Origin of the sequence: Burkholderia ubonensis (genome assembly GCF_902833085.1) — a bacterium.
Taxonomy (GTDB): domain Bacteria; phylum Pseudomonadota; class Gammaproteobacteria; order Burkholderiales; family Burkholderiaceae; genus Burkholderia; species Burkholderia ubonensis.
Genome location: NZ_CADFEB010000002.1, coordinates 588,567 through 610,618, shown reverse-complemented (window position 1 = coordinate 610,618; position 22,052 = coordinate 588,567). Strand labels below are relative to the sequence as shown.

Here is a 22,052-nt window from a genome sequence, read left to right as displayed (position 1 = left end):
GTCCGCGCGACAAACCGCGCGGCAAGCGGGTAATACGTGGTCCGAAATCAGAACTGCAGCGTCGTCAGCAGCGACACCTGCCGCGCGTCGCCGACCGCGACGAAGTAGCGGTTCGCGCTCGACGGGTAGTACGTGCGATTGAAGAGGTTCTTCACGTTGAGCTGGAACGACAGCTTCTGCTTGCCGATGCGCGTGTCGTACGTCGCGAACGCGTCGGCGAGCACGTACGACGGCAGCGTGAAGCTGTTCGCCGAATCGCCGGGCCGCGCGCCGACGTAGCGCGCAGCGGCGCCGATGCGCAGGTCGTCGCCGCCCGTCAGCGTGCCGACGTCGTACACGGCCGCGAGCGATCCGGTGTGACGCGCGACGTTCCAGAGCCGGTTGCCCGCGTAGAGCGGGTCCTCGATCGTCTTCGCGTCGATGTACGCGTAGCTCGCGATCACGTTCCAGCGTTCGCCGAGCTTGCCCGACACGTCGAGCTCGATCCCGCGCGAGCGCGCCTTGCCGGACGTGCGCCAGTCGGTGAGCTTCGTCGCGTCGTTGAACTGCGACACCAGCACGTTCTTCTTGTCGATGTTGAACAGCGCGAGCGTGCCGGTCACGCCGCCCGGCAGGTCGAGCTTGCCGCCGACCTCCCACGCGGTCGACTCCTCCGGCGGCGTCGCGCCGTCGATCACGAAGCCGGACCCCATCGGCGCGATCGACGACGACGGCTTCAGCGACCGCGAGTAGCTGCCATACAGCGAGAACGCGTCGTTCCACTTGTAGACGACACCCGCGCGCGGCAGCCACTTCGAACCGCTCAGGTCGGTGTTCGCCTTGAACGGCCGGCCGCGGCCCGCGACCTGGTTGTACGTGATGAAGCGCATCCCGCCCGACACGATCCACTTGTCGGTCACGTGGATGCTGTCCTGGAAGAACACCGATGCATCGTGCAGCGTATCGGTCTGATCGCTGTCGCTCGCGGACACCGTGCTCGACGGCGGCAGCAGGCCGTACACGGGATTCAGGTAGCTGAACGGCGTCTTCACGGCCTGCCGCAGCATGTCCTTGCGATAGATGCGGCGGTATTCGCTGTCGACGCCGAGCTGCACGTCGTGCCGCATCCCCGCGAGCGTCAGCTTGCCGTTCACGTACGCGATCCCGTAGCTGTCGGTGCTGAGCGAGCCGTGCGTCGCATCGTTGCTGCGCGACAGCGTGCCTTTCGCGGGATCGACGCCCGTGATGCGGATCTGGTTCGCATCGTAGGTCTCGCGGTTGTAGCTGTAGCCGAAGTGCGCATTCCAGTCGGCGTCGATCCGGTGATCGACCGACAGCTGCGCGAGATGCGATTCGCCGTCCATGTTGTTGAACGGCTCGTCGAGACGGCGCCGCGCGGGAATGTCGAGCGGCGCGTTGGTGCGCGGGTCGAGTGCGGTGCCGCGATCGAACGGCGAATGGAACCGGCGATATTCGTAGGACAGCACGACCTGCGTATCGCGCCCATACCACGCGAGCGACGGCGCGACGAAGGTCTGCCGGTATTCGCCGAAGTTGCGCCAGTACTGCTGGTTCGACTGGTCGACGATCAGCCGGTACGCGAGCCGCGTGTCGCCGACGGGCCCGGTCGAATCGAACGTGACGTTGCCGCCGTTCTTGCCGTGGCCGTAGGTCGCGCCGCCGACCGACACCGCGTTGTAGCGCGTGAGCTGCGGCTGCTTGGCGACGACGTTCACGACGCCGCCCGGGTCCATCAGGCCATACAGCAGCGACGTCGGGCCCTTGAGCACCTCGACGCTGTCGACCGCGGCGTTGAATGAGCGCCCCTGCACGACCGGCATCCCGTTGTGCATGATCGAGCCGTCGCGGTTGTCGCCGAAGCCGCGCTTCATGATCGTGTCCTGCGTGCCCGCGAGCGTGTTGCCCTGCGTGATCCCGCTCACGTTGGCGAGCGCATCGTCGAGATTGCGCGGACGCTGATCGCGCAGCACCTGCGCCGGCACGATCGCGACGGCCTGCGCGGTGTCGAGCAGCGGGATCTCCGAGCGCAGCACGCCGGCCTCCTGCGGCGGACGATAGCTTTCCGCGCGGATCGCGCTGCTGCGCACCGCGATCGTCGGCAGTTCCGCGCCGACGGCGGCCGGCTGGGCCACCGCCTTGCCTGCGCGCTGCAGCGTATAGCCACCGCCCCGCTGGCGCAGCGCGACGAGCCCGGTGCCCGCGAGCAGGCGGTCGAGCGCGCCTTCGACGTCGAACCGGCCATGCACGCCGCCGCTCGTCAGGCCGGCCGTCAGATCCGCGGGAAACGCGAGCAGGATGCCCGCGTCGCGGCCGAAGCGATTGAGCGCCGCCTCGAGCGGGCCGGCCGGCACGTCGAATGGCCGGCGCGATGCGTTCTGCGCGGTTGCGGGCGCGGCGTCGGCCAGCGCGGGCACCGGCAGCAGCGCCGACAGCAGGACGGCGCCGGCCAGCCGCCGAACGAGGCTACGCGGCACAGCGGATGCGGCCGCGCGCGGGCGCGGCGGCTTGGAGCGGAGGGCTGCCGGTCGGCGGCGGGCAAAACGACGAGTGGAAGGCATGATCGAGGTGTGGATAGGCGATGGGTCGGTGCTGCTTTCATCACCCATGTCACGCGAACATCGAAAACAGCTCAGGTCGGCGGAAAATTTTTTCAGCGCGTTTTTCTCGGGCGGCTCACGAACCGGCTCGCACGACGGTCGCCCAGTAGCGGGTCGCATACGCGACGTCGATCGGCAGCGTCGCCTTCAGCGTGTCGAGCACGCGATCGGCGTCGTCGACCGGAAACGTGCCGGACACCCGCAGGTCCGCGACGGATGCGTCGCAACGCAGGCTGCCGCGCCGATAGCGGCCGAGCTCGGCGACGAGGTCGGCGAGCCGCATGCGCGACGCGACGATCATTCCGTCGGTCCATGCGGCCGCATGCGCGTCGAGCGGCGCGCTCGCGCCGATCGCGTCGCGCGTGAAGTCGGCGCCCTCGCCCGCGGCGATCACGCGCGCGCCGGCCGGCGCGCCGTACGGCTGCACGCGCACCGCGCCGGCGAACACCTCGATGCGGCTCGCGCCGTCGCGCTGGCGCACCGCGAAGCGCGTGCCGAGCGGCCGCAGTTCGCCCTCGTCGGTCGCGACGACGAGCGCACGCGCGACCGGGCGGTCGTCGTGGCCGCTCGTCACCATGATCGTGCCGCGCAGCAGGCGCAGCCGCCGTTCGGTCGCATCGAAGCGCACGTCGAGCGCGGTGTCGGTATCGAGCACGACAACGGTGCGGTCGGCCAGCGTCACCGTGCGCCGTTCGCCGACCGCGGTGCGCAGGTCGGCGTGCCGGACCGCCCAGTGCCCCCAGTGTCGATACGGATCGGCCATCCACGTGGCGCCGCCCGCGAACAGCAGTACCGCGAGCGCCTTGACGGCCGCGCGGCGGCGGCCCGGGTGCGGCGGCAGCAGCGCCGCGCGCGCGGCCGGCGCGTCGAGGCCGTCGGCCAGCCGGTTCAGCCGGCCGTGCACGGCCTCGATGTGGCGCCATGCGGCGTCGTGACTCGCGTGCGCCGCGCGCCACCGCGCGAGGTCGGTCGCGAACGCGTCGTCCGTGTTGCCGGCCTGCAGATCGACCCACCACTCGACCGCGCGCTGCGCGACCTGCGGCGCAATCGCCGGCGTTCCCGGGGCGGCCATCGGTCAGGCCGCCATCGCGAAGAAGCACTGCGTGCCGGCCTTCACGAGATAGCGCTTGACCGTCGACAGCGACACGTCGAGCTCGGCGGCGATCTCGGCCTGCGTGAGCCCGTCGAGCTGCGACAGCAGGAACGCGCGCTTGGCCGCGAGCGGCAGGCCGCCGAGCAGCCGGTCGATTTCGAGCAGCGTCTCGAGCACGACGGCGCGCTCCTCCGGTGAAGGTGCGTGAGTTTCGGGGCGCTGCGCGAGCGCGTCGAGATACGCGCGTTCGAGCTGCTCGCGGCGCCAGTGGTTGTACAGCACGCGCTGCGCGACCGTCGTCAGGAACGCGCGCGGCTCGTCGGCGCCGATCGGCTCGTCGCGCGCGAGCAGGCGCATGAACGTGTCGTGCGCGAGATCGGCCGCGTGGTGCGCGCAGCCGAGCTTCCGGCTCAGCCAGCCGCGCAGCCAAGCGTGATGGTCGACGTACAGGGCGTCGATTTCGCGGTAGAGAGGGAGCTTGTCAGCGGACATGGCCGGGTTCCGGGCGCGGGCGCGCGATCACATTTGCAAATGAGAATGATTATTATACGCAAATGCGCAGCACTGCCCGGCGCGCGACGATGGCGCGGTCGGAACCGCAGGTGGGCAAATGCAAAGGAAAGTTTGATGCGAGCCATTTGCATGCGCGCTATGGCACACTTCGCGTTTGCGTGATTTCCTTGCACCGGGTGCCCGGAATGCATCCCAACCTGCCATGCCGCGTCAGACTTACCCTTCGATCCGCAGCGCAACGCTGAAAATCGCACCGATCGTCGCGATTTCGTTCGTGATGCACGGCATTGCCCGCGCCGACTGTCTCGACGACGCCGCCGCCTTCCATCATGTCAACGTCAGCCTGGTGCGCGGCATCGCGATGGTCGAGTCCGGCATGAAGACGAACGCCGTGAACACCAACACCAACGGCACGACCGACATCGGGCTCATGCAGATCAACAGCTCGTGGCTGCCGACGCTCTCGCGCGAGGGCATCAGCGAGCAGAGCCTGTACGATCCGTGCACCAACGCGTTCGTCGGCGCGTGGATCCTGTCGCAGAACATCCGTCAGCTCGGGCCGACCTGGAACGCCATCGGGGCGTACAACTCGGCGTCGCCCGACAAGCGCCTTGCATACGCCCGCAAGGTCTATGATGCGATCCAAACCATTCCGGATACGCCGGACTCTCCCATGCCCATCCTTCCGCCGTCCTATACGCCGCCGCAGTCGTACAACCCGTTCGCGAGCCTGAGCGTCACGGCGCCGCAGGCCACGCGCCCGCGCGCCGCGGCGCCGGCCGCGGCCCCCTCCGGCCCCGCCGGCGCGTACAACTTCGGCTGGACGGTGACCGGCGCGGATCAGGCGAAGCCGATCCAGGTGTTCGACGACGGCGCGAAGGTCTATGTGCAGTTCAGCGACATGAAGCGCGTGCCGGCGATCTTTGCCGACACGCCGGGCGGGCGCGTGCTGGTGCCGTGGGAGCCGCAGTTCCCGTATGCGGTGCTCGCGCGCCCCGCGCAGGCGCTGATCTTCCAGCTCGGAGCCTATGAGGCGCGCGCGCAGCGGGGGACGCCGGGCCCGCTGATGCCGGCCGGCGCAGCCGCGCAGCGCACGGCCGCGACGGCGGCGGCGAGCGCGCCGCCGCCGGCCCAAAGGACGGCGGATACGGCCCGCAGCAACGCGTCGGCCGATGCCCTCTGGTACGTGACCAAGTCGTCGTCGGCCCCGACGCCGTTGCCCGCGGCCGTGCCTGTTGCGTCGGCGGCGCCGTCAACGGCTGCCGTCTCGGCGCCGGCGGCTGCCCCGGCGCCTGCCGCGAAGCCCACGCGCGTCAGCACGGACGCGCTTTGGTACATCTCGAAGTAATCCGCTCGCGTCCGGAACGCTAGCGGGCCGCGGGCGCCGCAGCGCCCGACGGCAGCAGCGCGTGGTACGCATCGGCGACGAAATGGCTGTACACGGCGTCGATGTCGATCTCGGCCGTGGCGCTCACTTCTCCTGCGTCGGTTTCAGTTCGGGTGCGTTCATGTCGTCCACCCACTGCAGCTCGGCGGCGCCGTTCTTCCGGAAATACACGCGCAGGTAGCGCGACGTGGGCGACTCCGGCTGCGGAATCGTCACGTCGATCGTCTTGCGCTCGGGCGGGACGCCGCGCTGGATCGCATCCAGCGGCTGTGCGAATTCCCAGAACAGTTTCACCTTGCGGCCCGGCGTCACCTTGCAGCCGCACGCGAAGCCACCGCCGCCGCCGAACGCTTCGCCCGCTTCCCGCGCTGACGGATTGCCGAAGCACCCCGACTTGTGCGCGTTGTCGAGCCAGAACTCGTGGAGCTTGCGGTCGTACTCGTTGTACCCCGTGACGCATACCGCATGCGGCTGCGCCGCCGCTGCTTCCGCGCCGCCGTGCCTGCCGCACGCCGCCAGCACGCCGAGCCCCGCCAGTGCCAGCGCGCGCCATCCCTGACTGAACTTCATCGATACCTCGCAAACTTGCATCCTTGTCCTGCTGCACCGGTGACGGCGGATCGTAGCGATTCCGCCCGGCCGCCGAAGATGTCCGGCGCTCGCATTACTGCTCGGTCGGTTCGACGGCGGGCAGCGTGTCCATCCGCGCAAATACCTTTCCCTTCATTTCGGCGGGCGACTGTCAACCGCGACGCACCCATATCACCTTGCCGGCCTTGATGCCGAGGTTTCGCCGATCTTCCCGGTAGTCCATCGTTCCCGGCAACGACCGGCCATCACGCTCGCCGACGCGCCACGCGCAACCGCCGAGCATCGCGGCCGCATCCGCTTCCGACTTGCCGACCAATGCCTCGTCAGGCGCAGCGTCGGCCTTGCAGGCAGCGGCCGCTTCGGAACCTCCACGGTTCGGCATCGCGTTTTCTTTCGTGTTCTGGCCGGTGTTCGTACAACCGGCAATCGATGCGCCTGCAACCATCGCGACGACAATCGAAATCAGGTTTTTCATGAGGGTCTCCCTTTCCGGCGCGTGCCGGATTAGACGAACGGTCCGCTCCCGTCCGGTGCGTGAACGGCGCGATGCTCGCCTGTGCGCCGTTGGGCTGCAGTGGCCAGCCGATCGAAGCCGGCCGCCATCATCGCGCATGCTGCCGCTCATGCGGATTCCACGCGAACGTTCACGGCATGACCAGCGCGCAGGACGGATCGAATCTTACAGGACGGCGGTTTTCAACGAAGCACGTGGGGCGCGCGTGCCGCGCATCCGCCGGTGAAGCCGCAGCGTGCCGCTGCGGCCGCCCCATCGCCCTCAGAACCGGTAGCTCACGCCTGCCATCCCGTAGTAGTTGGTGCGCGACTGCACGATCGGGCTGTTGCCGGCTCGGCCGAGCAGCCGCGACACGCCCGCCGTCGCGAGGATCGACCAGTGCTGCGACACCGCGCGCGTCCACGCGGCCGACATCGACACGCTGTCGATCCCGCCGCCCGCCGAGTACGGCCGGAAGCGGCTCGACGCGGCCTGCGCGTCCGTCACGCCGTAGAACGTCTGCATGTAGCGCCCCGACCCGCCGTGCACGCTGCCCGTCACGACGATCTCGTCCTTGGCCGCCTTGAACACCGGCACCGCGAGATCGACCTGCCCGGACACGCCGCGCGTCGTGTGCGTGACGGGCGCATCGAGCCTCACGCTCAGCACCGCATTGCCGTAGAGTTTCACGCCGGCGCGCACGCCGACGAGCACCGATCCGGGAATCCGGCCCATCCCCTTCAGGTAGTCGGAGCCCGGCAGGTCGAAGCGGTTTTCGTCCGCGCGGCCCGGATCGTAGCTCACCGCCGCCGACACGAACACGTCGTGCGGCAGGTTCATCCGGTAACCGACGCCGTCCTCGCCGAGGAACAGGCCGTTGTCGAACGTCGCGGAAAACGACGGCGCGACGACGCCGCGATACTGGCTGCTGCCCTGGTAGCGCGGCGCGAAGCCGCCGCCGAGCGAGATCGTGTATTCGTTCTCCGCGTGAGCGGCGGCGGCAAGGGTCAGGCCGGCAAGCGGCATGCAATAGCGGTAACGGCGGAAGGTTGGGCGCACAATATTCGGATCGAAGTCAGGGAGTCCGAAGTCTAGAAGCCGCCGCATGCCGAAACTGTCCGGAAACTGAAGCAAATCTGTGCGCAATTGTGTTCGATTGTCGTGGAGTGTCGCGGTCGCGCCCCGGCCGCCGGCACGCCGGATAAAATCCGCGTGCATTCCGAGGAGAACATGAACGAAGACCCGCTCAAATACCGCGTCCTGCTGATCGAGGACGACGACCGGCTTGCGCAGCTGGTTCGCGAATATCTCGACGGCTACGAGTTCGCGGTGACGGTCGTGCGGCGCGGCGATCTCGCCATTGCCGCAGTGCGCGAACACCAGCCGTCGCTCGTGATACTCGACCTGATGCTGCCGAATCTCGACGGCATGGAAGTCTGCCGCCGGATTCGCGCGTTCTCGAACGTGCCGGTGCTGATCATGACCGCGCGCGCCGACGTGTACGACCAGGTCGCCGGCCTCGAGACGGGCGCCGACGACTACGTGACGAAGCCGATCGAGCCGCGCGTGCTCGTCGCCCGCGCCCGCGCGCTGCTGCGCCGCGCGCGGCCCGCGATTCCGGCGGCCGCCGGCGCGGCGCCGGAATCGCTCGTGTTCGGCGAGCTGACGATCTCGCCGCCGAACCGCACGGTCACGTGGCGCGGCGAGCCGGTCGACCTGAAGACCGCCGAGTTCAACCTGCTGCTGATCCTCGCGCGCGCCGCCGGCACCGTGCTGAGTCGCGACGACATCCTGAAGCAATTGCGCGGCATCGAGTTCGACGGGCTCGACCGCTCGGTCGATTCCGGCATCTCGCGGCTGCGCCGCCGCTTCGAGGACGCATCGTCGGAGCCGCACAAGATCAAGACGATCTGGGGCCGCGGCTATCTGTTCAGCCCTTCCGCGTGGGATGCGTGAATGCTGCGCTCACTGATCAGGCTGTACCTCATCGTGATCGCGTGCGTCGCGGTCGCGATCCTGTTCATCCAGGTGTCGTTCGACCGGATCTTCTACGAACGCGGCGCGCAGGCCACGCGCGAGTCGCTGACCACCTACGCGTTCGTGCTGAACGATTACCTCGAACGCCATCCGGGCCCGCAGCGGGCGTTCGCGCTGCGCGAACTGGCGCAGCACGGCGCCACCGGCTTCGGCTTCATATCGATGGCCGACGCCCGCGCGCGGTTGAGCGGCATACCGCTGCGCGACCTCGATAGCGGCAAGATCGCGATCAGCTATGACGGCAGCGACTACTACATGCCGCTCGCGGACGGCTCCGTGCTGCACGCCCGTCCGGTCGAGGCGCCGGATCTGGACATCCGCATCTACGCTTACCTGGTGCTCGCGCTCGCGACGCTGTTCGCGGTCGTGATGTGGGTGAATTACCACTGGCGCGACCTGCGCAAGCTGCAGGACGCCGCGCGCTCGTTCGGCGCGGGCCACCTGTCGACGCGCGCCCAGCTGTCGCACAAGTCGAACATCTACGAGCTGTCGCAGCAGTTCAACGACATGGCGCAGCGGATCGAAGCGTCGATCCAGCAGCAGCGCGAGATGATGCATGGCATCTCGCATGAATTGAAGACGCCGCTCGCGCGGCTCGAATTCGGGCTCGCGCTGCTCGCGGCGCCGGACGAGACGGACCGGATGCGCGAGCAACGCGACGCGCTGCTCGGCGACGTGCGGGAACTCGACGAACTCGTCACCGAACTGCTGACGATCGGCCGGCTCGAGCAGGGGCAAAGCGAACTCGCGCCGATGCGGGTCGCCGTGGCCGACCTGATCGACAGCATCGCCGGCAGCATCGCGAACGACATCGCCGACCGCGGGCTCGCGCTCGACGTGTCGACGCGCGACGCACCGGCGAGCCACGAGTGCGACCCGAAGCTCGTCGCGCGGGCGCTGTTGAACCTGATCCGCAACGGCCTGCGCTATGCGGCGAAGACGGTTTCGCTTGCCGCGACGGCCCGCGCCGACGGTGCGCTCGTGCTGACCGTCGACGACGACGGCCCGGGGATTCCGGCGGCCGACCGCGCGCGCGTGTTCGAGCCGTTTCAGCGGCTCGATTCGAGCCGCGACCGCCAGACCGGCGGGTTCGGTCTCGGGCTGGCGATCGTGCGGCGCGTCGCGCTCGTGCACGGCGGCGACGTGCGGCTGGAGGATTCGCCGCTCGGCGGCGCGCGGTTCGTGATCACGCTGCCGGCGCGGGTGGCGGATCAGGCGTGCGGCGCGGTGAAAGCGTCGGCCTGACGCGTCGCTGCAGCAACGGTGACGCGCGACGCGCCCCGCGATTTCAACGCGGGCCGTCGAGCCAGTCGAGAATGAGCTGCTGGGCCGATGCGAGATAGCTGACGATCGGCTGCGTCCGCCCGTCCGCGTACCACTGGCAATACGCGCCATGAAACATCGCGACCATGGTCCGGGCCAGGTCGGGCGGAAACGGCCGTTCAGGCGTACTGAGGAACGACGCGATGGACATCGCATGTTCATGCCAGCCGGCCTGAATCTGCGCCCTCACCTGCTCGGGCACGCCGCCCGAGAACAGCAGCGACAGGATGATCCCCTTGGCCTCGGGATTGCGCGTGAAATACGCGGCAACCCGCTCGAACAGATCGCAGGTGCGCGCCGCGGCCGGCAGCCCCTCGGCGGCCTGAGGCAGCAACTGCGCCTCGATTTCCTGGAACAGGCTCGTCACCGCCTCGGCGAGCAACGCCTCCTTGCTGCCGAAATGCCAGAGCAGGCTGCTCTTCGCCACCCCCGCCGCGCTCGAGATCTGGTCGAGCGTCACCTCCGAGTAGCCATGCTCGCCGATCAGCGCCTTCGTCACCACGAGCACACGTTGCCTCGTCTCGAGACCACGCTTGTTCTTGACCGTCGGCGGACGCGCGCCCGTTTCGTCTGAAGCAGTTTGAGTCATGGGATGGACCGGACAGGTGATCGGCAATTCTAGCTCAGGAGTTTCCCTAGAGACCTTCGCGGCCGATTGACAGAACCGGCCGGGAACCACCATATTACAATTGTACTGAACGCTCAGTACAATTTCTGGAGCGACCATGACGCCTCTTCCCGACCCGGTGCGTAACGATTCCCTGCCGTTGCTGCTGCGCCGCCAGCGCGTCGCGTTCGACGCGCATCCTTATCCCGCGTACGGCGAGCGTCGGCACGCGCTGCTCGGCCTGAAACAGGCGATCATCGCGCACACGCCTGCCCTTGTCGCCGCGGCCGACGAGGACTTCAGCGGACGCGCGCACGCGGAAACCGCGACCGTGGACGTGCTTCCGTCCGTATTGCACATCAATCACCTGCTGCGCCATCTGAAGCGCTGGATGAAGCCTTCGCGCCGGCATACGGAGCTGCTGTTCACGACCAATCGCGCATACGTGACGTATCAGCCGAAAGGCGTCGTCGGCGTGCTGGTGCCGTGGAACTTTCCGATCTATCTCGCGCTCGGCCCGCTCGCCACCGCGCTGGCAGCCGGCAATCGCTGCCTGATCAAGACGTCCGAATTCGCGCCGGCCACGTCGCGCGCGCTGCGTGCGCTGCTGGCGGACGCCTTTTCCGAGGATCAGGTCGCGGTCGTCGAAGGCGATGCCGACGTCGCCCGGCAATTCAGCGCGTTGCCGTTCGATCATCTCGTGTTCACCGGGTCGCCGCAGGTGGGCCGTCACGTCATGCGGGCAGCCGCCGACAATCTCACGCCCGTCACGCTGGAACTGGGCGGCAAATCGCCCGCGCTGGTATCGCACAGCGCGAATCTAGAAAGTGCCGCACGCAAAATCGCGCACGGCAAGACCGTCAATGCCGGCCAGATCTGCGTTGCGCCGGACTATGCGCTGGTGCCGGAACGATCCGTCGATGCGTTCGTATCGGCGGTCGTCAGCGCTGCCAATCAATTCTTCCCGAGCGGCAGCGCCGACTACACGGCGATGATCCACGACCGTGCGCGCCAACGCATGAACGACTTGCTCGATGACGCGCGCTCGCGCGGCGCCCGGGTGATCGCCTGCGCGATGCCGAGCCACGGCAGGCATCTGCCGCTGCACGTCGTCACGGGCGTAACGCCGGACATGCGGCTCGCCCGTGAAGAGATTTTCGGGCCGATCCTGCCGGTGTTCACCTATCGGGCGTTCGACGACGCCATCGCGCACGTCCAGCGCGACACACGCCCGCTCGCGCTCTACTACTTCGGCCACGACAAGCACGAATACCGGACGCTGCTCGAGCGCACGCACTCCGGCGGCGTGACCGTCAACGACTGGGGCTGGCACGTGATCAACCACGATTTGCCGTTCGGCGGCATCGGCACGTCCGGCACCGGCAATTACCACGGTCAGGAAGGGTTCCGGGAGCTGTCGCACGCGAAAGCCGTGCTGGAAGAGCGCCGCTGGTTCCCGATCGAGTTGTTTCACCCGCCCTACGGCAAGGCGATACAGCGTCTCGCGCTGCGCCTGTTCCTTGGCCGCGTCGCCAACAGGCTCGGCGGCTGAGGCCGGCCCGACAACGTTCCGGATCTCAGTCGAAAGCTTCCGGCTCACCCGCGTCGCGCGACGTTTGCGGCGGCGCCGGCTGCAACCAGCCCGCGCGGCGGCTCGGGCGCGGCCACCATGATCGCCCGCACTTCGAGAAGCGGGATTTCTCGCGCGCTTCCGACGCGAGCGAAATGTCGAGCAGATCGCTGGCAAGCAGGCGCGCTTGCTTCGCGAGATCGGCATGGTGCCTGAGCGTTTGCGAAGTGGCGTCGAGACCGCTATCGATTCCGCTCCGAAATATCAGTACGGCGGTATCGGCATGGACCTGTGCGCGCTTCGCGTGCAGCCGTGCCTTCCTCACACGGAACCGCAGCAGTTCAACGCGGGCGTGAGCGCTTGAAAAGCATGCGATTGCCGACATCGCATACCGCCCTTCCAGTTTCTCGAGTTCCGCGGCGCATGCTTCGGCTTCGGCGGCGTCAACGATCGCCGCCTGAACGGAATCGGCGGCGATCGAGTCCGTGACATGCACACCCGACTCTCGACGGTCCGCGTACTTCCGATACCGAGCGGGGATGCACGTGCGAACGCCCGCGCACACGACGCCGATGGCGGCACTGATTCGTTCTTCCCAAGCGGTTTTGGACATGGGATTGCGTGAAGCAGAGTGTGCGTACGTGATGCTCGCGCGACGCCGGGTTGCCTGCATCGCGAGATGTCGAGCAGCAGTACGGGCGAATCATGTGGGGTTCGTTATTCAGGATGTCGAATGTTGCGCCCGCCTATGTCGACGTCGGGATCAGGTACATGTCGCGATCACGACCGGCGATCCACCGGGGCTCCTTCCCGCGCCCGCTCCAGAGCGCGCCCGATGCAGGATCGCGATACTTCGCCGTAGCGGGCGCGCGCCGCCTGATCCGACGTGACTTTCGCGGGATATCGGCAAACAGGTCTTCGGGTTTCAGATCGAATTCGGCGATCAATTCTCGAATCTTCTCGATCGCGACCGAGATTTCCCGCTTGCGTGCGAGCTCCGCCTGAGCCTGAAGAGTACGAATCTGGGCTTTCAAGTCCCGATAGGTTGGCATATCGTGTCTTCCCGATGAAGAGGAATGTGGTGGGCGTGTCGCGTCATGTCAGCCACGGTTCAATAAGATCTGGATTGATTTTCCCTCCCGGTCAAATCCGGCCCTGCCCTTCATATCCCGGAGCGATCCGGACGGAAGGGCTCAGCTTTCGCCACGGCAGCCTGGCGGGATCGGTGACGATGCCGTCCACGGTTCGCGCGACCAGCACCGCCTCGGCGATCGGCTCGAACGCGGCACGAAAATGAACCGAGCTCTTGTTCACCAGAATCGCCATCGCTTCCGGCTGGATGCCGACCATCCGATAGAGGTTGCGATCCAGCAACTGGGTTTTCACGCTGCTCACGACCACGCGCACGCCGTCGATGCGCAGGCACGCGCACGGCCCGAGACGCAAAGTGACATTGCGCATCATCGGTCCTTCCAGCCGGCATTCGCCGTCGGACAGCGCGTCGACGACGAAGGTCGCGTGGAACGCCCGCGGCGTGCCCTCCGCCAGCGTCAGCGCAATGGCGGATCCGACGCCTGCGGCATGAGCCGCCGCCGCCGCGAGCGGATCGCAGATGACCCCGAGCGCCGCGCGCGTCACGCCGTGGCGCACCAGCGCCGCGAGCATCTCTGTCGTGTTCGAGTCTGCGCCGGCACCCGGATTGTCGTGCGTGTCGGCGATCACGACCGGACGCTTCGCGTTCGCCGCGAGCGAGACGGCAGTCTTCACGGCCTCGTCGGGCGACAGGCAGGTGGCTTGCCAGTCGTTCTCGCGGCCCACGAATTGACGGTAAAGGCGATCCAGCGCTTCGTTGAGCGCGGTTTGACTGATGCCGTATCCCCAGATCGTCGGGCCGCACTCGGCGATGTCCGCGGCCGGGAAGCCGAGCGCAATCGACAAGTCGACGCCGAGATCGGCTTCGAGCGCCGCCAGCGCCGCATACAGGTCCGCCGCCGGCGGGCTCGACGTCGCCATCGCTTCGATCGGCACGAGGAACGGCCCGCGCCGGATGCCGCGGTGATGGCTCTCGCGTTCCCGCGCGAGCTTCTTGATCAGGCGGGCCGCGCGCACGCCGGTGTCGGACATGTCGACGTGAGGATAGGTGCGGTATGCGACGAGGCCGTCGGCGCTGCGGAACATCTGAGCCGTCACGTTCGCGTGCAGGTCCAACGCGGCAACGATGGTCACGCCATGCCCCACAGCTTCGCGAACCCGCGTCAGGAGTTCCCCTTCGCCGTCGTCGACGTGCTCGGCAACCATCGCCCCGTGAAGATCGAGAAACACCGCGTCCGCCTGCGCGGTTCGCGCTCCTTCGACGATCTCGCCGACGATGCGCTCGAACGCGTCTCGCGTGACCGGGCCCGACGGCGTCGCGTGCGCCCAGACGCCGGGGATCAGGACGTCCGTAGCGGGATCGAGCGCGCCGATGAAGCCGCCGATGGCGAGATTCGCGTCCCGCAGCGCGAGCATGGCGTCGCCCCTGACGATCGGACCATTCGCGCCGCTCGTGAAGTCGCAGTAGCGGGCGCGCGATGCCACAAAGGTGTTGGTTTCGTGAAGCAACCCGGCAACGTAGAACTTCATGCGCGCGCGCCCTCCGAAGACGCGACGGGACGCACCAGCAGCAGCACCGCGCCGAGCGCGAGCAACCCGACGATCACGAACAATCCGGCGGCGGTGCTGCCCGTCGCCGATTTCAACGTGCCGATGATCGTCGGGCTGAGAAACCCGCCGAACAGGCCGACGGTATTCACGAACGCGATGCCGCTCGCAGAGCTCGAGGCCGGGAGATACTCCGACGGAATGGCCCAGAACACCGCGTAGCCCGCGAACGTCAGCGCGGTCGCAATCGTGATCGCGACGATCGCGATGCCGAAACGGTCGACGAAGATCGCGGCAACCGCCAGCGCGACAGCGGCCGCCGCGGTTGCAACGCCGGCATGCAAGCGCCGCTCGAGCAATCGATCGGAACGCCTTGCCAGCAAATACATCGCCGCCACGGCTGCCGCATACGGAATCGCGGAATACCAGCCGATCTCGGCGACGCTCTTCACGCCGCCCGCTTTCAGGATCGACGGAAGCCAGAAGCCGACGACGTAGACCCCGCAGATCAGGCAAAAGTAGATCGCCGACAGGCGATAGATGCCGGCGTCGCTCAGCACGGCCTTCAGCGATTGCCACCCTTCGCGACTCGACGACGCGGCGTCCAGCCGCTCGATGACCATCCGCTTCTCGTCGGCCGTCAGCCATTGCGCATCGTTAGGCGAATCGCTCAACCACGTGAGCGCGATCATGCCGAGCAGAACGGCCGGAATGCCTTCGATCAGGAACATCCATTGCCAGCCGGCGAGGCCGGCAACGTCCGTCAGGTGTTCGAGCAGCCACCCCGAGATCGGGCCGGCCACGATGCCGCCGATCGGCGCGGCGCAGAGCAACAGCGCCGTCGCCCGGCTGAGGCGCTCGCGCGGGTACCAGCGCGCCAGATAGAAGAGCATGCCGGGCGCGAACCCGGCTTCGCACATGCCGAGCAGAAACCGGATGACGTAGAACGAGGTGGCGTCGGTGACGACCAGCATCGACATCGATGCGATGCCCCACAGCAGCATGATGCGGCTCAGCGTTTTGCGCGCGCCGATCCGGGTCAACAGCTGGTTGCTCGGAATCTCGAACAGCATGTAGCCGAGAAAGAACAGGCCTGCGCCAAAGCCGTAGGCGGCGTCTCCCAGCCCGAGATCCTGCTGCATCTGAATTTTCGCGAAGCCGATATTGACGCGATCGATGTATGCGATGGAATAGCCGACGGCGAGGAACGCGAGTACCCGGCGATCTATTTTTCGGTATGCGGATTGCACGCCGTCAGCGGCGTCGAACGCGATTGACATTAATTCCCTCGGAAGGTTTGAGCGCTTCTCTATGCCAGCGACAACTGGTTGTATTCAAACTGTACCGGCAAATGATATTGGATTGGATATCATCCTGCGTACCGGGGTGTTGCGCTTTATCTCAACACCTGTCGTTATTGACAGTTGTTTTCTTGAGCATCGGAATGGAAATCCCGACCCAACGCCAATTGCTGTATTTCGAAGCGGTCATGGCTGAACGATCCTTTCGCAAGGCGGCGGACAAACTGCAGGTTGCGCCGTCCGAAGTGAGCCGTCAGATTCAGCGCCTCGAAAGCGAGACCGGCTTGCACCTTTTCGACCGCCATATCTCGGGCGTCGTCGCGACGGAACAGGCGGAATGCCTGCTTCGCTACCATCGGGGATGCGAAGCGACTTACGAAGTGCTGCAAAGCGAACTCGATGCGCTGCGTTCGCTCACGACGGGATACGTCGCGATTTCCGCCAGCGAAGGCGTGATACCTGCGCTGACGAATGAAATTCTGTGGGAATTCGGGCGGCGATATCCGGCCGTGCGCCTTTCATTGAATATTCGCGCGACCGGGGAAATCGTGGACGAGGTGCGCAAGGATATTGCGCATATCGGCATCGCCTATAACCCGCCGACTTCCGAGGGCATCCTGGTCCATCGGAGCGTCATCCATCATGTCGTTGCGGCGGTGCGACCCGATCACCCGTTGGCTTCGCACCCCGGGCCGATCACGTTCGGACGGGCGATCTCGTATCCGTTTGCCACCATGCCGCCGATGTATGGACTGGGCAGCACGATCGACATGCTGGCTCGCGGAGAGAGCATGCGCTTTCAACCGCGTCTGGTCGGCAACACGCTCGACATGCTGCGCCGGTTCGCGCTCGCGGGGATGGGCGTCGCATTTCTGACGGATTATTCGATCGCGACTGAAGTGGCCGAAGGCCGCCTGGTCGGCAAGCGCATCGACCACCCGCTCCTCGGGCGCCAGAGTGTCCAGCTGCTGGTGAAAGCCGATCGGACGTTGCCCCATGCGGTGCAAGTGCTTTTGCAATGCATCGAGAGCCGGATGGCGATCTTCGAGATGGGGGATGCGTGACTACCGACGGTCAAACGGTTCGAACGCACCGAAGCCTGTATTTCTCTATGCCAACGTGTGGATCAAAAACTTCTCCCGATCTTGTCCGGCAATCCAATGAGGTGTCCGTCCACGCCCACTCCAGACAGCGCCGGACGCAGGGTCTCGATATTTCGTGACCCTGACCCAAGAAATAGTCCGGTTCAAAAGTAGAGAAATTCGGCATGATGTGTCCAAGCGGACACGAAGGCCATGCCATGAAGACGAGCAAGTTTACGGAAGAGCAGATCGCATTTGCACTGAAGCAAGCCGAGCTTGGGACGAAGGTCGAAGAGATCTGCCGCAAGCTCGGAATTAGCGAGGCGACTTTCTACAACTGGAGGAAGAAATTCGGAGGGTTGGGGCCTTCTGAGTTGCGCCGATTGCGCCAGCTCGAAGAGGAAAACGCGAAGCTGAAGCGGCTCGTGGCGGACCTGAGCCTGGACAAGGCCATGCTGCAGGACGTACTCGCAAAAAAGCTCTGAAGCCTTCCCGTCGGCGCATGTTGATCGATGAATTGCGTGATCGCTATCGAACCAGCCTGACGAAGACTTGCGCGTTGTTTGGCATGTCTCGTTCGCTGTATCGGTATCAGTCAGTCGCGCGCGATTCGTCGGCGCTGCTCATGCGTATCAAGGAGATCACCACCACGCGCGTGCACTACGGGTATCGACGCGTTCACGTGGTCCTGCGACGGGAAGGCTGGCGAGATAATTGCAAGCGTGTCTACAGGCTGTATCGTGCGGAGGGCCTCTCACTGCGGCATAAGCGACCACGACGTAACAAATCGGCTCGGCTGCGACAGCCTAAGCACATCGTGACCGCGATCAACGAAATCTGGAGCATCGATTTCGTTGCAGATGCACTGTTCGATGGACGACGCCTTCGGACTCTGACCGTCGTCGACAACTACACACGGGAATGTCTAGCCATCGAGGTCGGACAAAGTCTGAAGGGAGAGCATGTGGTCGAAGCGCTGACGCGTATCACCGCTATGCGCGGACACCCTGCCACGATCAAGGTCGACAATGGTAGCGAATTCATCTCGAAGGCAATGGACCGGTGGGCGTATGAACATGGCGTTGACCGGGACTAATTCTGGGTCAGGGTCATGCCTACGCGAGTGAAGTCATGGCCCGATTCGCAGCGGAATTCATAGTAGGACTTCAGCCCGCGCCATTCGAGCGTCAGAAGCGTAAGTCCCCGTTCGGCGGCAACCTCGACCAGACGGGCATATGCAACATCGGGCTTGCGACGTGTACGTGTCGGAGAAGTGCCTTGGCTCATTGCCTTCAGAACTGAGCAGTCACCTGAAAACCGAGCGCCACACGCGCGGTCGGAAAACCCGACGGCTTGTAGACAGGCGTACCCGCGAAGACATCGTACGCATAGGCTCCGAATCGCGTGCCCACGCTGCCCTTTATGCCGATCACGGCGCCGACCAACTGCGTCCCGACAAGGACGACAGGCTGCGGGCCCCATACGCGACCATAGTCGAGTCCCGCATAAACTGCCTGCCCCGTCTGCCCGATCGGCGCCTGCAGTTCATTGCGCCAGTAGAAGCCGCGCGCCGCGGCGAGCATCGTTTCGCCATCGAAACCACGCACTGTATAGCGACTGCCAATCGTCAAGTCGTCGATGTAGTACAGCGTGTTCCCGGTGTACTGCCCGTGGAATGTGCCGACATAGCGGAATGGCTGCTTGCCGATCGCGAACGGCACCGACAGGTTCGCGTCGAACACCGCCATCTTGAAGCGATAGGTCGGCTCACTACCCGCCGCCAACGTATCGTCCTGAGCGCCCAATCCACCGACGCCTTGACGATATGCAAGTGAGCCGTCGAACTGCGCGCCGCCGAAGTAGTGGCGATCGGTCAGGCCGAGTTCGATCATCGTGTTATTGCGGCGCTGCTGCGAGATCTCGGTGTCTTCGATAAAGCTTTGTCCGAAACGACGCGACAGGCGAACGTACGCACCGAACACATCATTCTGACTACGCGACAGCACGCGGGCCAGCTTGAAATCAACCATCTTGGAATTGCCGCTCGCGACGAATGTCTGGTTCACGCCGGCGATCTGCTGGTAGTACGTGTTCGTGTATGCGGACAGCGTGGCCGTCCAGTAGCCCCACGGGATCGAATAGAAGCCGTTCCAGCCGTGCGAGCCGAGGCGCTTGTCTCCGAATTCGAGATCCTGGCTGACGCCAACATTGAAGACGTCGTTCAGACCCAGCGGGTTATCGATACCGAACGACAGGTTGCCTTGCAGCTTGCCGGTCGCACGCGTGCCTGAGTTGTCGACGGACGCGACAACGGTCCACGGCTTGCCACGTTTTACATCGAGCACCACATCGCTTTCGCCGGGGAGATCGCCCGGAACGAGTTGCATCGAGACGTCCTGACTCGTCACGCGTTTCATTTGCTCAAGACCTTGTTCAAGGTCGCGCAGGTTCAGCAGCTCACCGTTGCGCGTCGGGAACGCGGTTTTCCAGGTGCCGCGCAACTTCTCATCAGCGAAGCGCACATGACGAATCACGCCCGGAATCAGCGACAGTTTGAGCGTACCGCTCGATAGATCTTGCTCGGGCAAAAGCACACGCGTCGTAACGTAGCCACGCGCCAGAATCGCTTGCGTCAGTCCCTTGACGAGCACGTCGAGGCCTTGCTTGCCGACGCACGAACCCGCGTAGTGTTCAAGCCACTCCCGTGCGAACGCGAAACGATCCATGGGCAGCTCCGACGCGGCTTGGACCTTCACAGCGTCGGGCAACGAGCTCGGTACATCAAGCACAAATCGACCGATGCGGAAACAGGGCGTTTCCGTAGGCAGCGCCGGATAGGCGCCGACGTGCGGGATCTCCGATCGCACGGACGGAGCTTGCACGACAGCCTCTCGCTGCTGCGCCTCTCGCTGCTGCTGAGCCTGGCGATCCTGTTCCGCATTCGCACGTGCAGCAACTGCACGATCAACGGGCGTAGGGGCTTGTTGAGCAGACGCGGTGATTGGCACAAGCCATGCGGCTGACAGCAGTACAACGAACGTGCGGTTAATCATGCTGTGATTACGTTAATTTTTATTTATGGCTTCGGCGCCAGATGGCCCGGCACCCAAACCCACTCCGAACCGCCCCATTTCCAATAGCCCATGACCCAAATTACACTTGACCAAGACGGCAGCACGGGCTCCATCTCGGCCTTCGGCGGGGGGCGTGGCGGGGCATCCGGCGGCACGGTCTCGCACGCAGTGAGAAACACTGACATGACTAACGCCAAGACCACTGGCCATTTGGCTCTTTTCATCATTCCCTCGATGTCGGCTCGACGCAATCAGAGATCACGGCTTAAACCAACGGGAAACGCGACCGATCAGTCCTTGCTGAGGGGGCACCCACCCCGGCTTCAGAAAGTCGTAGACGTCATCGTAGTGATCAAGAGGCTTGACCGGCATCAGCCCCATCGGCACCAGCGGATGATCGACTTCAATTGGGATGCCACGACGCCAGCAGATCTTTGTCTCAAGCGTCCCAAGGTATGAGATGAAGTCCTCTAAATCAGGCCAAACGCTTTTGATGTTTGCGTGCCGCTTTTCGATCAACGCCCTTAGCCCAGCAGCGTCGCGCGATAGAAGCAATGAGAAAAAATATTCGCCGTTTGAAATAGCCTGTCGATCAGCCTTGGTTCCTTTCCTCCTCACTTCCTCGATAAGCGCCTCCAACTCCTGATCCTTGCCCAAGATCGCGAGCTGGAATCTGTATTGGAACGCTGCCGCCGATTTTGGATCATTTCTTCCATTCAACAGCGCTGATGTTTCCACCCGCGCCGCCGCCTCGATAACACTTTCGTTATCAGACAAGATTGCACAGAGCATCTCAAGCCCTGTGGCGAAGCTAGCACCACCATCCAAACCACAGCTCTCTATGGACAACTTTGATGAAAGATAGAAATTCTGTTTGCTAGCCGCGATATTTTCTTTTCCAAAGTATTCGTATACTGCCTGCGCTCTTGCACGACTAGCCAGCCCCTCGTAAACCGCACCAAGACGAACCTTAGTCCTTCGATACAATATCGTATTCAAAAAATCCGGAATTCTCTCCTTCTCGCGATTTACAAAATTGGCAAGCTCGTCTATTTCGACTCTACTTATCATTTCGAATCCCTTGAGATTTTGACAATCACCATTTTACTAGTCACGCATTTCATTTGCTCAAGACCTTGCTCAAGGTCGCGCAGGTTCAAGAGTTCGCCGCCACCGGTTGGAAATGCGGTTTTCCACGTGCCGCGCAACTTCTCATCAGCGAAGCGCACACGACGAATCACGCCCGGAATCAGCGACAGTTTGAGCGTACCGCTCGCTAGATCTTTCTCGGGCAAAAGCACACGCGTTGTAACGTAGCCACGCGCCAGAATCGCTTGCGTCAGTCCCTTGACGAGCACGTCGAGGCCTTGCTTGCCAACACACGACCCCGCGTAGTGCCCAAGCCATTCACGCGCGAATGCGAAGCGATCCATCGGTAATGCCGGTGCGCCTTGCGATTTCAGGGAAGCGGGCAGCGCATCGGGTACTTCGAGCACGAAACGCTCGATCCGAAAGCAGGGCATTTCGGAAGGCAGCGTTGGATACTCAGCACTTCGCACCACTTCCGATCACACCCCGAGCGCGGAGACTGCCCGTTCCCGCTCTCGTGCCTCTTCCTGCTGTCGGGTTTGCTGGTCGTTGCCCGGAATGATGAGACGGGGGGCTTCTTGCGCCGACACTGCCATTGGTATCAGCCATGCGGCCGACAGCAGAACGGCCGGGGTGCGGATTGTCATAGATGTGG

The 22,052-nt window shown here is 64.9% G+C and carries 19 protein-coding genes and 3 pseudogenes; 6 read left to right on the top strand and 16 right to left on the bottom strand.

Annotated elements, in window-relative coordinates; genetic code table 11:
• Positions 1–47 precede the first annotated feature (47 nt).
• From HWX31_RS06825 to HWX31_RS06815, 3 genes are all read right to left on the bottom strand, one after another.
• Positions 48–2,606 (bottom strand): TonB-dependent siderophore receptor, encoded by a 2,559-nt coding sequence (locus HWX31_RS06825; protein ID WP_174963971.1) that lies wholly within the window; start codon positions 2,604–2,606, stop codon positions 48–50.
• 67 nt (positions 2,607–2,673) lie between these two features.
• Positions 2,674–3,669: a FecR domain-containing protein gene (locus HWX31_RS06820; RefSeq protein WP_174963972.1), complete on the bottom strand. Its 996-nt coding sequence runs from the start codon at positions 3,667–3,669 to the stop codon at positions 2,674–2,676.
• Positions 3,670–3,672: 3 nt separating this feature from the next.
• Complete coding sequence (locus HWX31_RS06815) at positions 3,673–4,182, bottom strand: sigma-70 family RNA polymerase sigma factor (RefSeq protein ID WP_174963973.1); 510 nt, start codon at positions 4,180–4,182, stop codon at positions 3,673–3,675.
• 223 nt (positions 4,183–4,405) lie between these two features.
• On the opposite strand from HWX31_RS06815, the gene HWX31_RS06810 reads away from it, so the two are divergent.
• A complete protein-coding gene (locus tag HWX31_RS06810) occupies positions 4,406–5,551 on the top strand; it encodes a lytic transglycosylase domain-containing protein (RefSeq protein WP_174963974.1) in 1,146 nt (381 codons plus the stop codon).
• 123 nt (positions 5,552–5,674) lie between these two features.
• Here the strand turns inward: HWX31_RS06810 and HWX31_RS06805 are convergent, their stop codons facing one another.
• From HWX31_RS06805 to HWX31_RS06795, 3 genes are all read right to left on the bottom strand, one after another.
• Positions 5,675–6,160: a hypothetical protein gene (locus HWX31_RS06805; RefSeq protein WP_174963975.1), complete on the bottom strand. Its 486-nt coding sequence runs from the start codon at positions 6,158–6,160 to the stop codon at positions 5,675–5,677.
• A gap of 172 nt (positions 6,161–6,332) precedes the next feature.
• Entirely contained in the window at positions 6,333–6,656 is a 324-nt protein-coding gene (locus HWX31_RS06800) for a hypothetical protein (RefSeq protein WP_174963976.1), read from the bottom strand.
• 300 nt (positions 6,657–6,956) lie between these two features.
• Positions 6,957–7,700 (bottom strand): MipA/OmpV family protein, encoded by a 744-nt coding sequence (locus HWX31_RS06795; RefSeq protein ID WP_174963977.1) that lies wholly within the window; start codon positions 7,698–7,700, stop codon positions 6,957–6,959.
• Between the two features lie 204 nt (positions 7,701–7,904).
• Between HWX31_RS06795 and HWX31_RS06790 the strand changes: the two genes are divergently transcribed.
• Positions 7,905–8,630 carry a response regulator gene (locus HWX31_RS06790; RefSeq protein WP_174963978.1) on the top strand — a complete coding sequence of 242 codons (726 nt, stop codon included), beginning with the start codon at positions 7,905–7,907 and terminating at the stop codon, positions 8,628–8,630.
• Positions 8,631–9,956, top strand: coding sequence for an ATP-binding protein (locus tag HWX31_RS06785; RefSeq protein ID WP_174963979.1), 1,326 nt, complete (start codon positions 8,631–8,633; stop codon positions 9,954–9,956). It begins immediately after the preceding gene.
• A gap of 43 nt (positions 9,957–9,999) precedes the next feature.
• On the opposite strand, the gene HWX31_RS06780 is transcribed toward HWX31_RS06785, so the two are convergent.
• Positions 10,000–10,623, bottom strand: a complete 624-nt coding sequence (locus HWX31_RS06780; RefSeq protein WP_174963980.1) for a TetR/AcrR family transcriptional regulator — start codon at positions 10,621–10,623, stop codon at positions 10,000–10,002.
• A gap of 136 nt (positions 10,624–10,759) precedes the next feature.
• On the opposite strand from HWX31_RS06780, the gene HWX31_RS06775 reads away from it, so the two are divergent.
• Complete coding sequence (locus HWX31_RS06775) at positions 10,760–12,193, top strand: coniferyl aldehyde dehydrogenase (protein WP_174963981.1); 1,434 nt, start codon at positions 10,760–10,762, stop codon at positions 12,191–12,193.
• Positions 12,194–12,218: 25 nt separating this feature from the next.
• On the opposite strand, the gene HWX31_RS06770 is transcribed toward HWX31_RS06775, so the two are convergent.
• The 4 genes from HWX31_RS06770 to HWX31_RS06755 form a co-directional block, all read right to left on the bottom strand.
• On the bottom strand, positions 12,219–12,824 hold the full coding sequence (locus HWX31_RS06770) for a hypothetical protein (RefSeq protein WP_174963982.1): 606 nt from the start codon (positions 12,822–12,824) through the stop codon (positions 12,219–12,221).
• A gap of 133 nt (positions 12,825–12,957) precedes the next feature.
• Positions 12,958–13,263 carry an H-NS histone family protein gene (locus HWX31_RS06765; protein WP_174963983.1) on the bottom strand — a complete coding sequence of 102 codons (306 nt, stop codon included), beginning with the start codon at positions 13,261–13,263 and terminating at the stop codon, positions 12,958–12,960.
• A 91-nt stretch (positions 13,264–13,354) separates the two neighbouring features.
• Positions 13,355–14,833 carry a M81 family metallopeptidase gene (locus HWX31_RS06760; protein ID WP_174963984.1) on the bottom strand — a complete coding sequence of 493 codons (1,479 nt, stop codon included), beginning with the start codon at positions 14,831–14,833 and terminating at the stop codon, positions 13,355–13,357.
• Positions 14,830–16,131: an MFS transporter gene (locus HWX31_RS06755; protein WP_174963985.1), complete on the bottom strand. Its 1,302-nt coding sequence runs from the start codon at positions 16,129–16,131 to the stop codon at positions 14,830–14,832. Before HWX31_RS06755 ends, HWX31_RS06760 begins: the two co-directional genes overlap by 4 nt.
• A 164-nt stretch (positions 16,132–16,295) precedes the next feature.
• Here HWX31_RS06755 and HWX31_RS06750 point away from each other — a divergent pair, with 164 nt between their 5' ends.
• On the top strand, positions 16,296–17,216 hold the full coding sequence (locus tag HWX31_RS06750; protein ID WP_244143668.1) for a LysR family transcriptional regulator: 921 nt from the start codon (positions 16,296–16,298) through the stop codon (positions 17,214–17,216).
• A gap of 45 nt (positions 17,217–17,261) precedes the next feature.
• Here the strand turns inward: HWX31_RS06750 and HWX31_RS06745 are convergent.
• Positions 17,262–17,369, bottom strand: a pseudogene (locus HWX31_RS06745) (H-NS family nucleoid-associated regulatory protein); the annotation flags it as partial.
• 83 nt (positions 17,370–17,452) lie between these two features.
• Here HWX31_RS06745 and HWX31_RS06740 point away from each other — a divergent pair.
• Positions 17,453–18,327 (top strand): annotated as a pseudogene (locus HWX31_RS06740) (IS3 family transposase); the annotation flags it as partial.
• A 199-nt stretch (positions 18,328–18,526) separates the two neighbouring features.
• Here the strand turns inward: HWX31_RS06740 and HWX31_RS06735 are convergent.
• From HWX31_RS06735 to HWX31_RS06720, 4 genes and pseudogenes are all read right to left on the bottom strand, one after another.
• A complete protein-coding gene (locus HWX31_RS06735) occupies positions 18,527–20,287 on the bottom strand; it encodes a ShlB/FhaC/HecB family hemolysin secretion/activation protein (protein WP_174963986.1) in 1,761 nt (586 codons plus the stop codon).
• A gap of 23 nt (positions 20,288–20,310) precedes the next feature.
• Positions 20,311–20,493, bottom strand: coding sequence for a CDI system lipoprotein BcpO (gene bcpO, locus HWX31_RS06730; RefSeq protein WP_232427321.1), 183 nt, complete (start codon positions 20,491–20,493; stop codon positions 20,311–20,313).
• 73 nt (positions 20,494–20,566) lie between these two features.
• Positions 20,567–21,379: a contact-dependent inhibition immunity protein BcpI gene (bcpI, locus tag HWX31_RS06725; RefSeq protein ID WP_174963987.1), complete on the bottom strand. Its 813-nt coding sequence runs from the start codon at positions 21,377–21,379 to the stop codon at positions 20,567–20,569.
• A gap of 14 nt (positions 21,380–21,393) precedes the next feature.
• Positions 21,394–22,044 (bottom strand): annotated as a pseudogene (locus tag HWX31_RS06720) (POTRA domain-containing protein); the annotation flags it as partial.
• Positions 22,045–22,052: the final 8 nt, after the last annotated feature.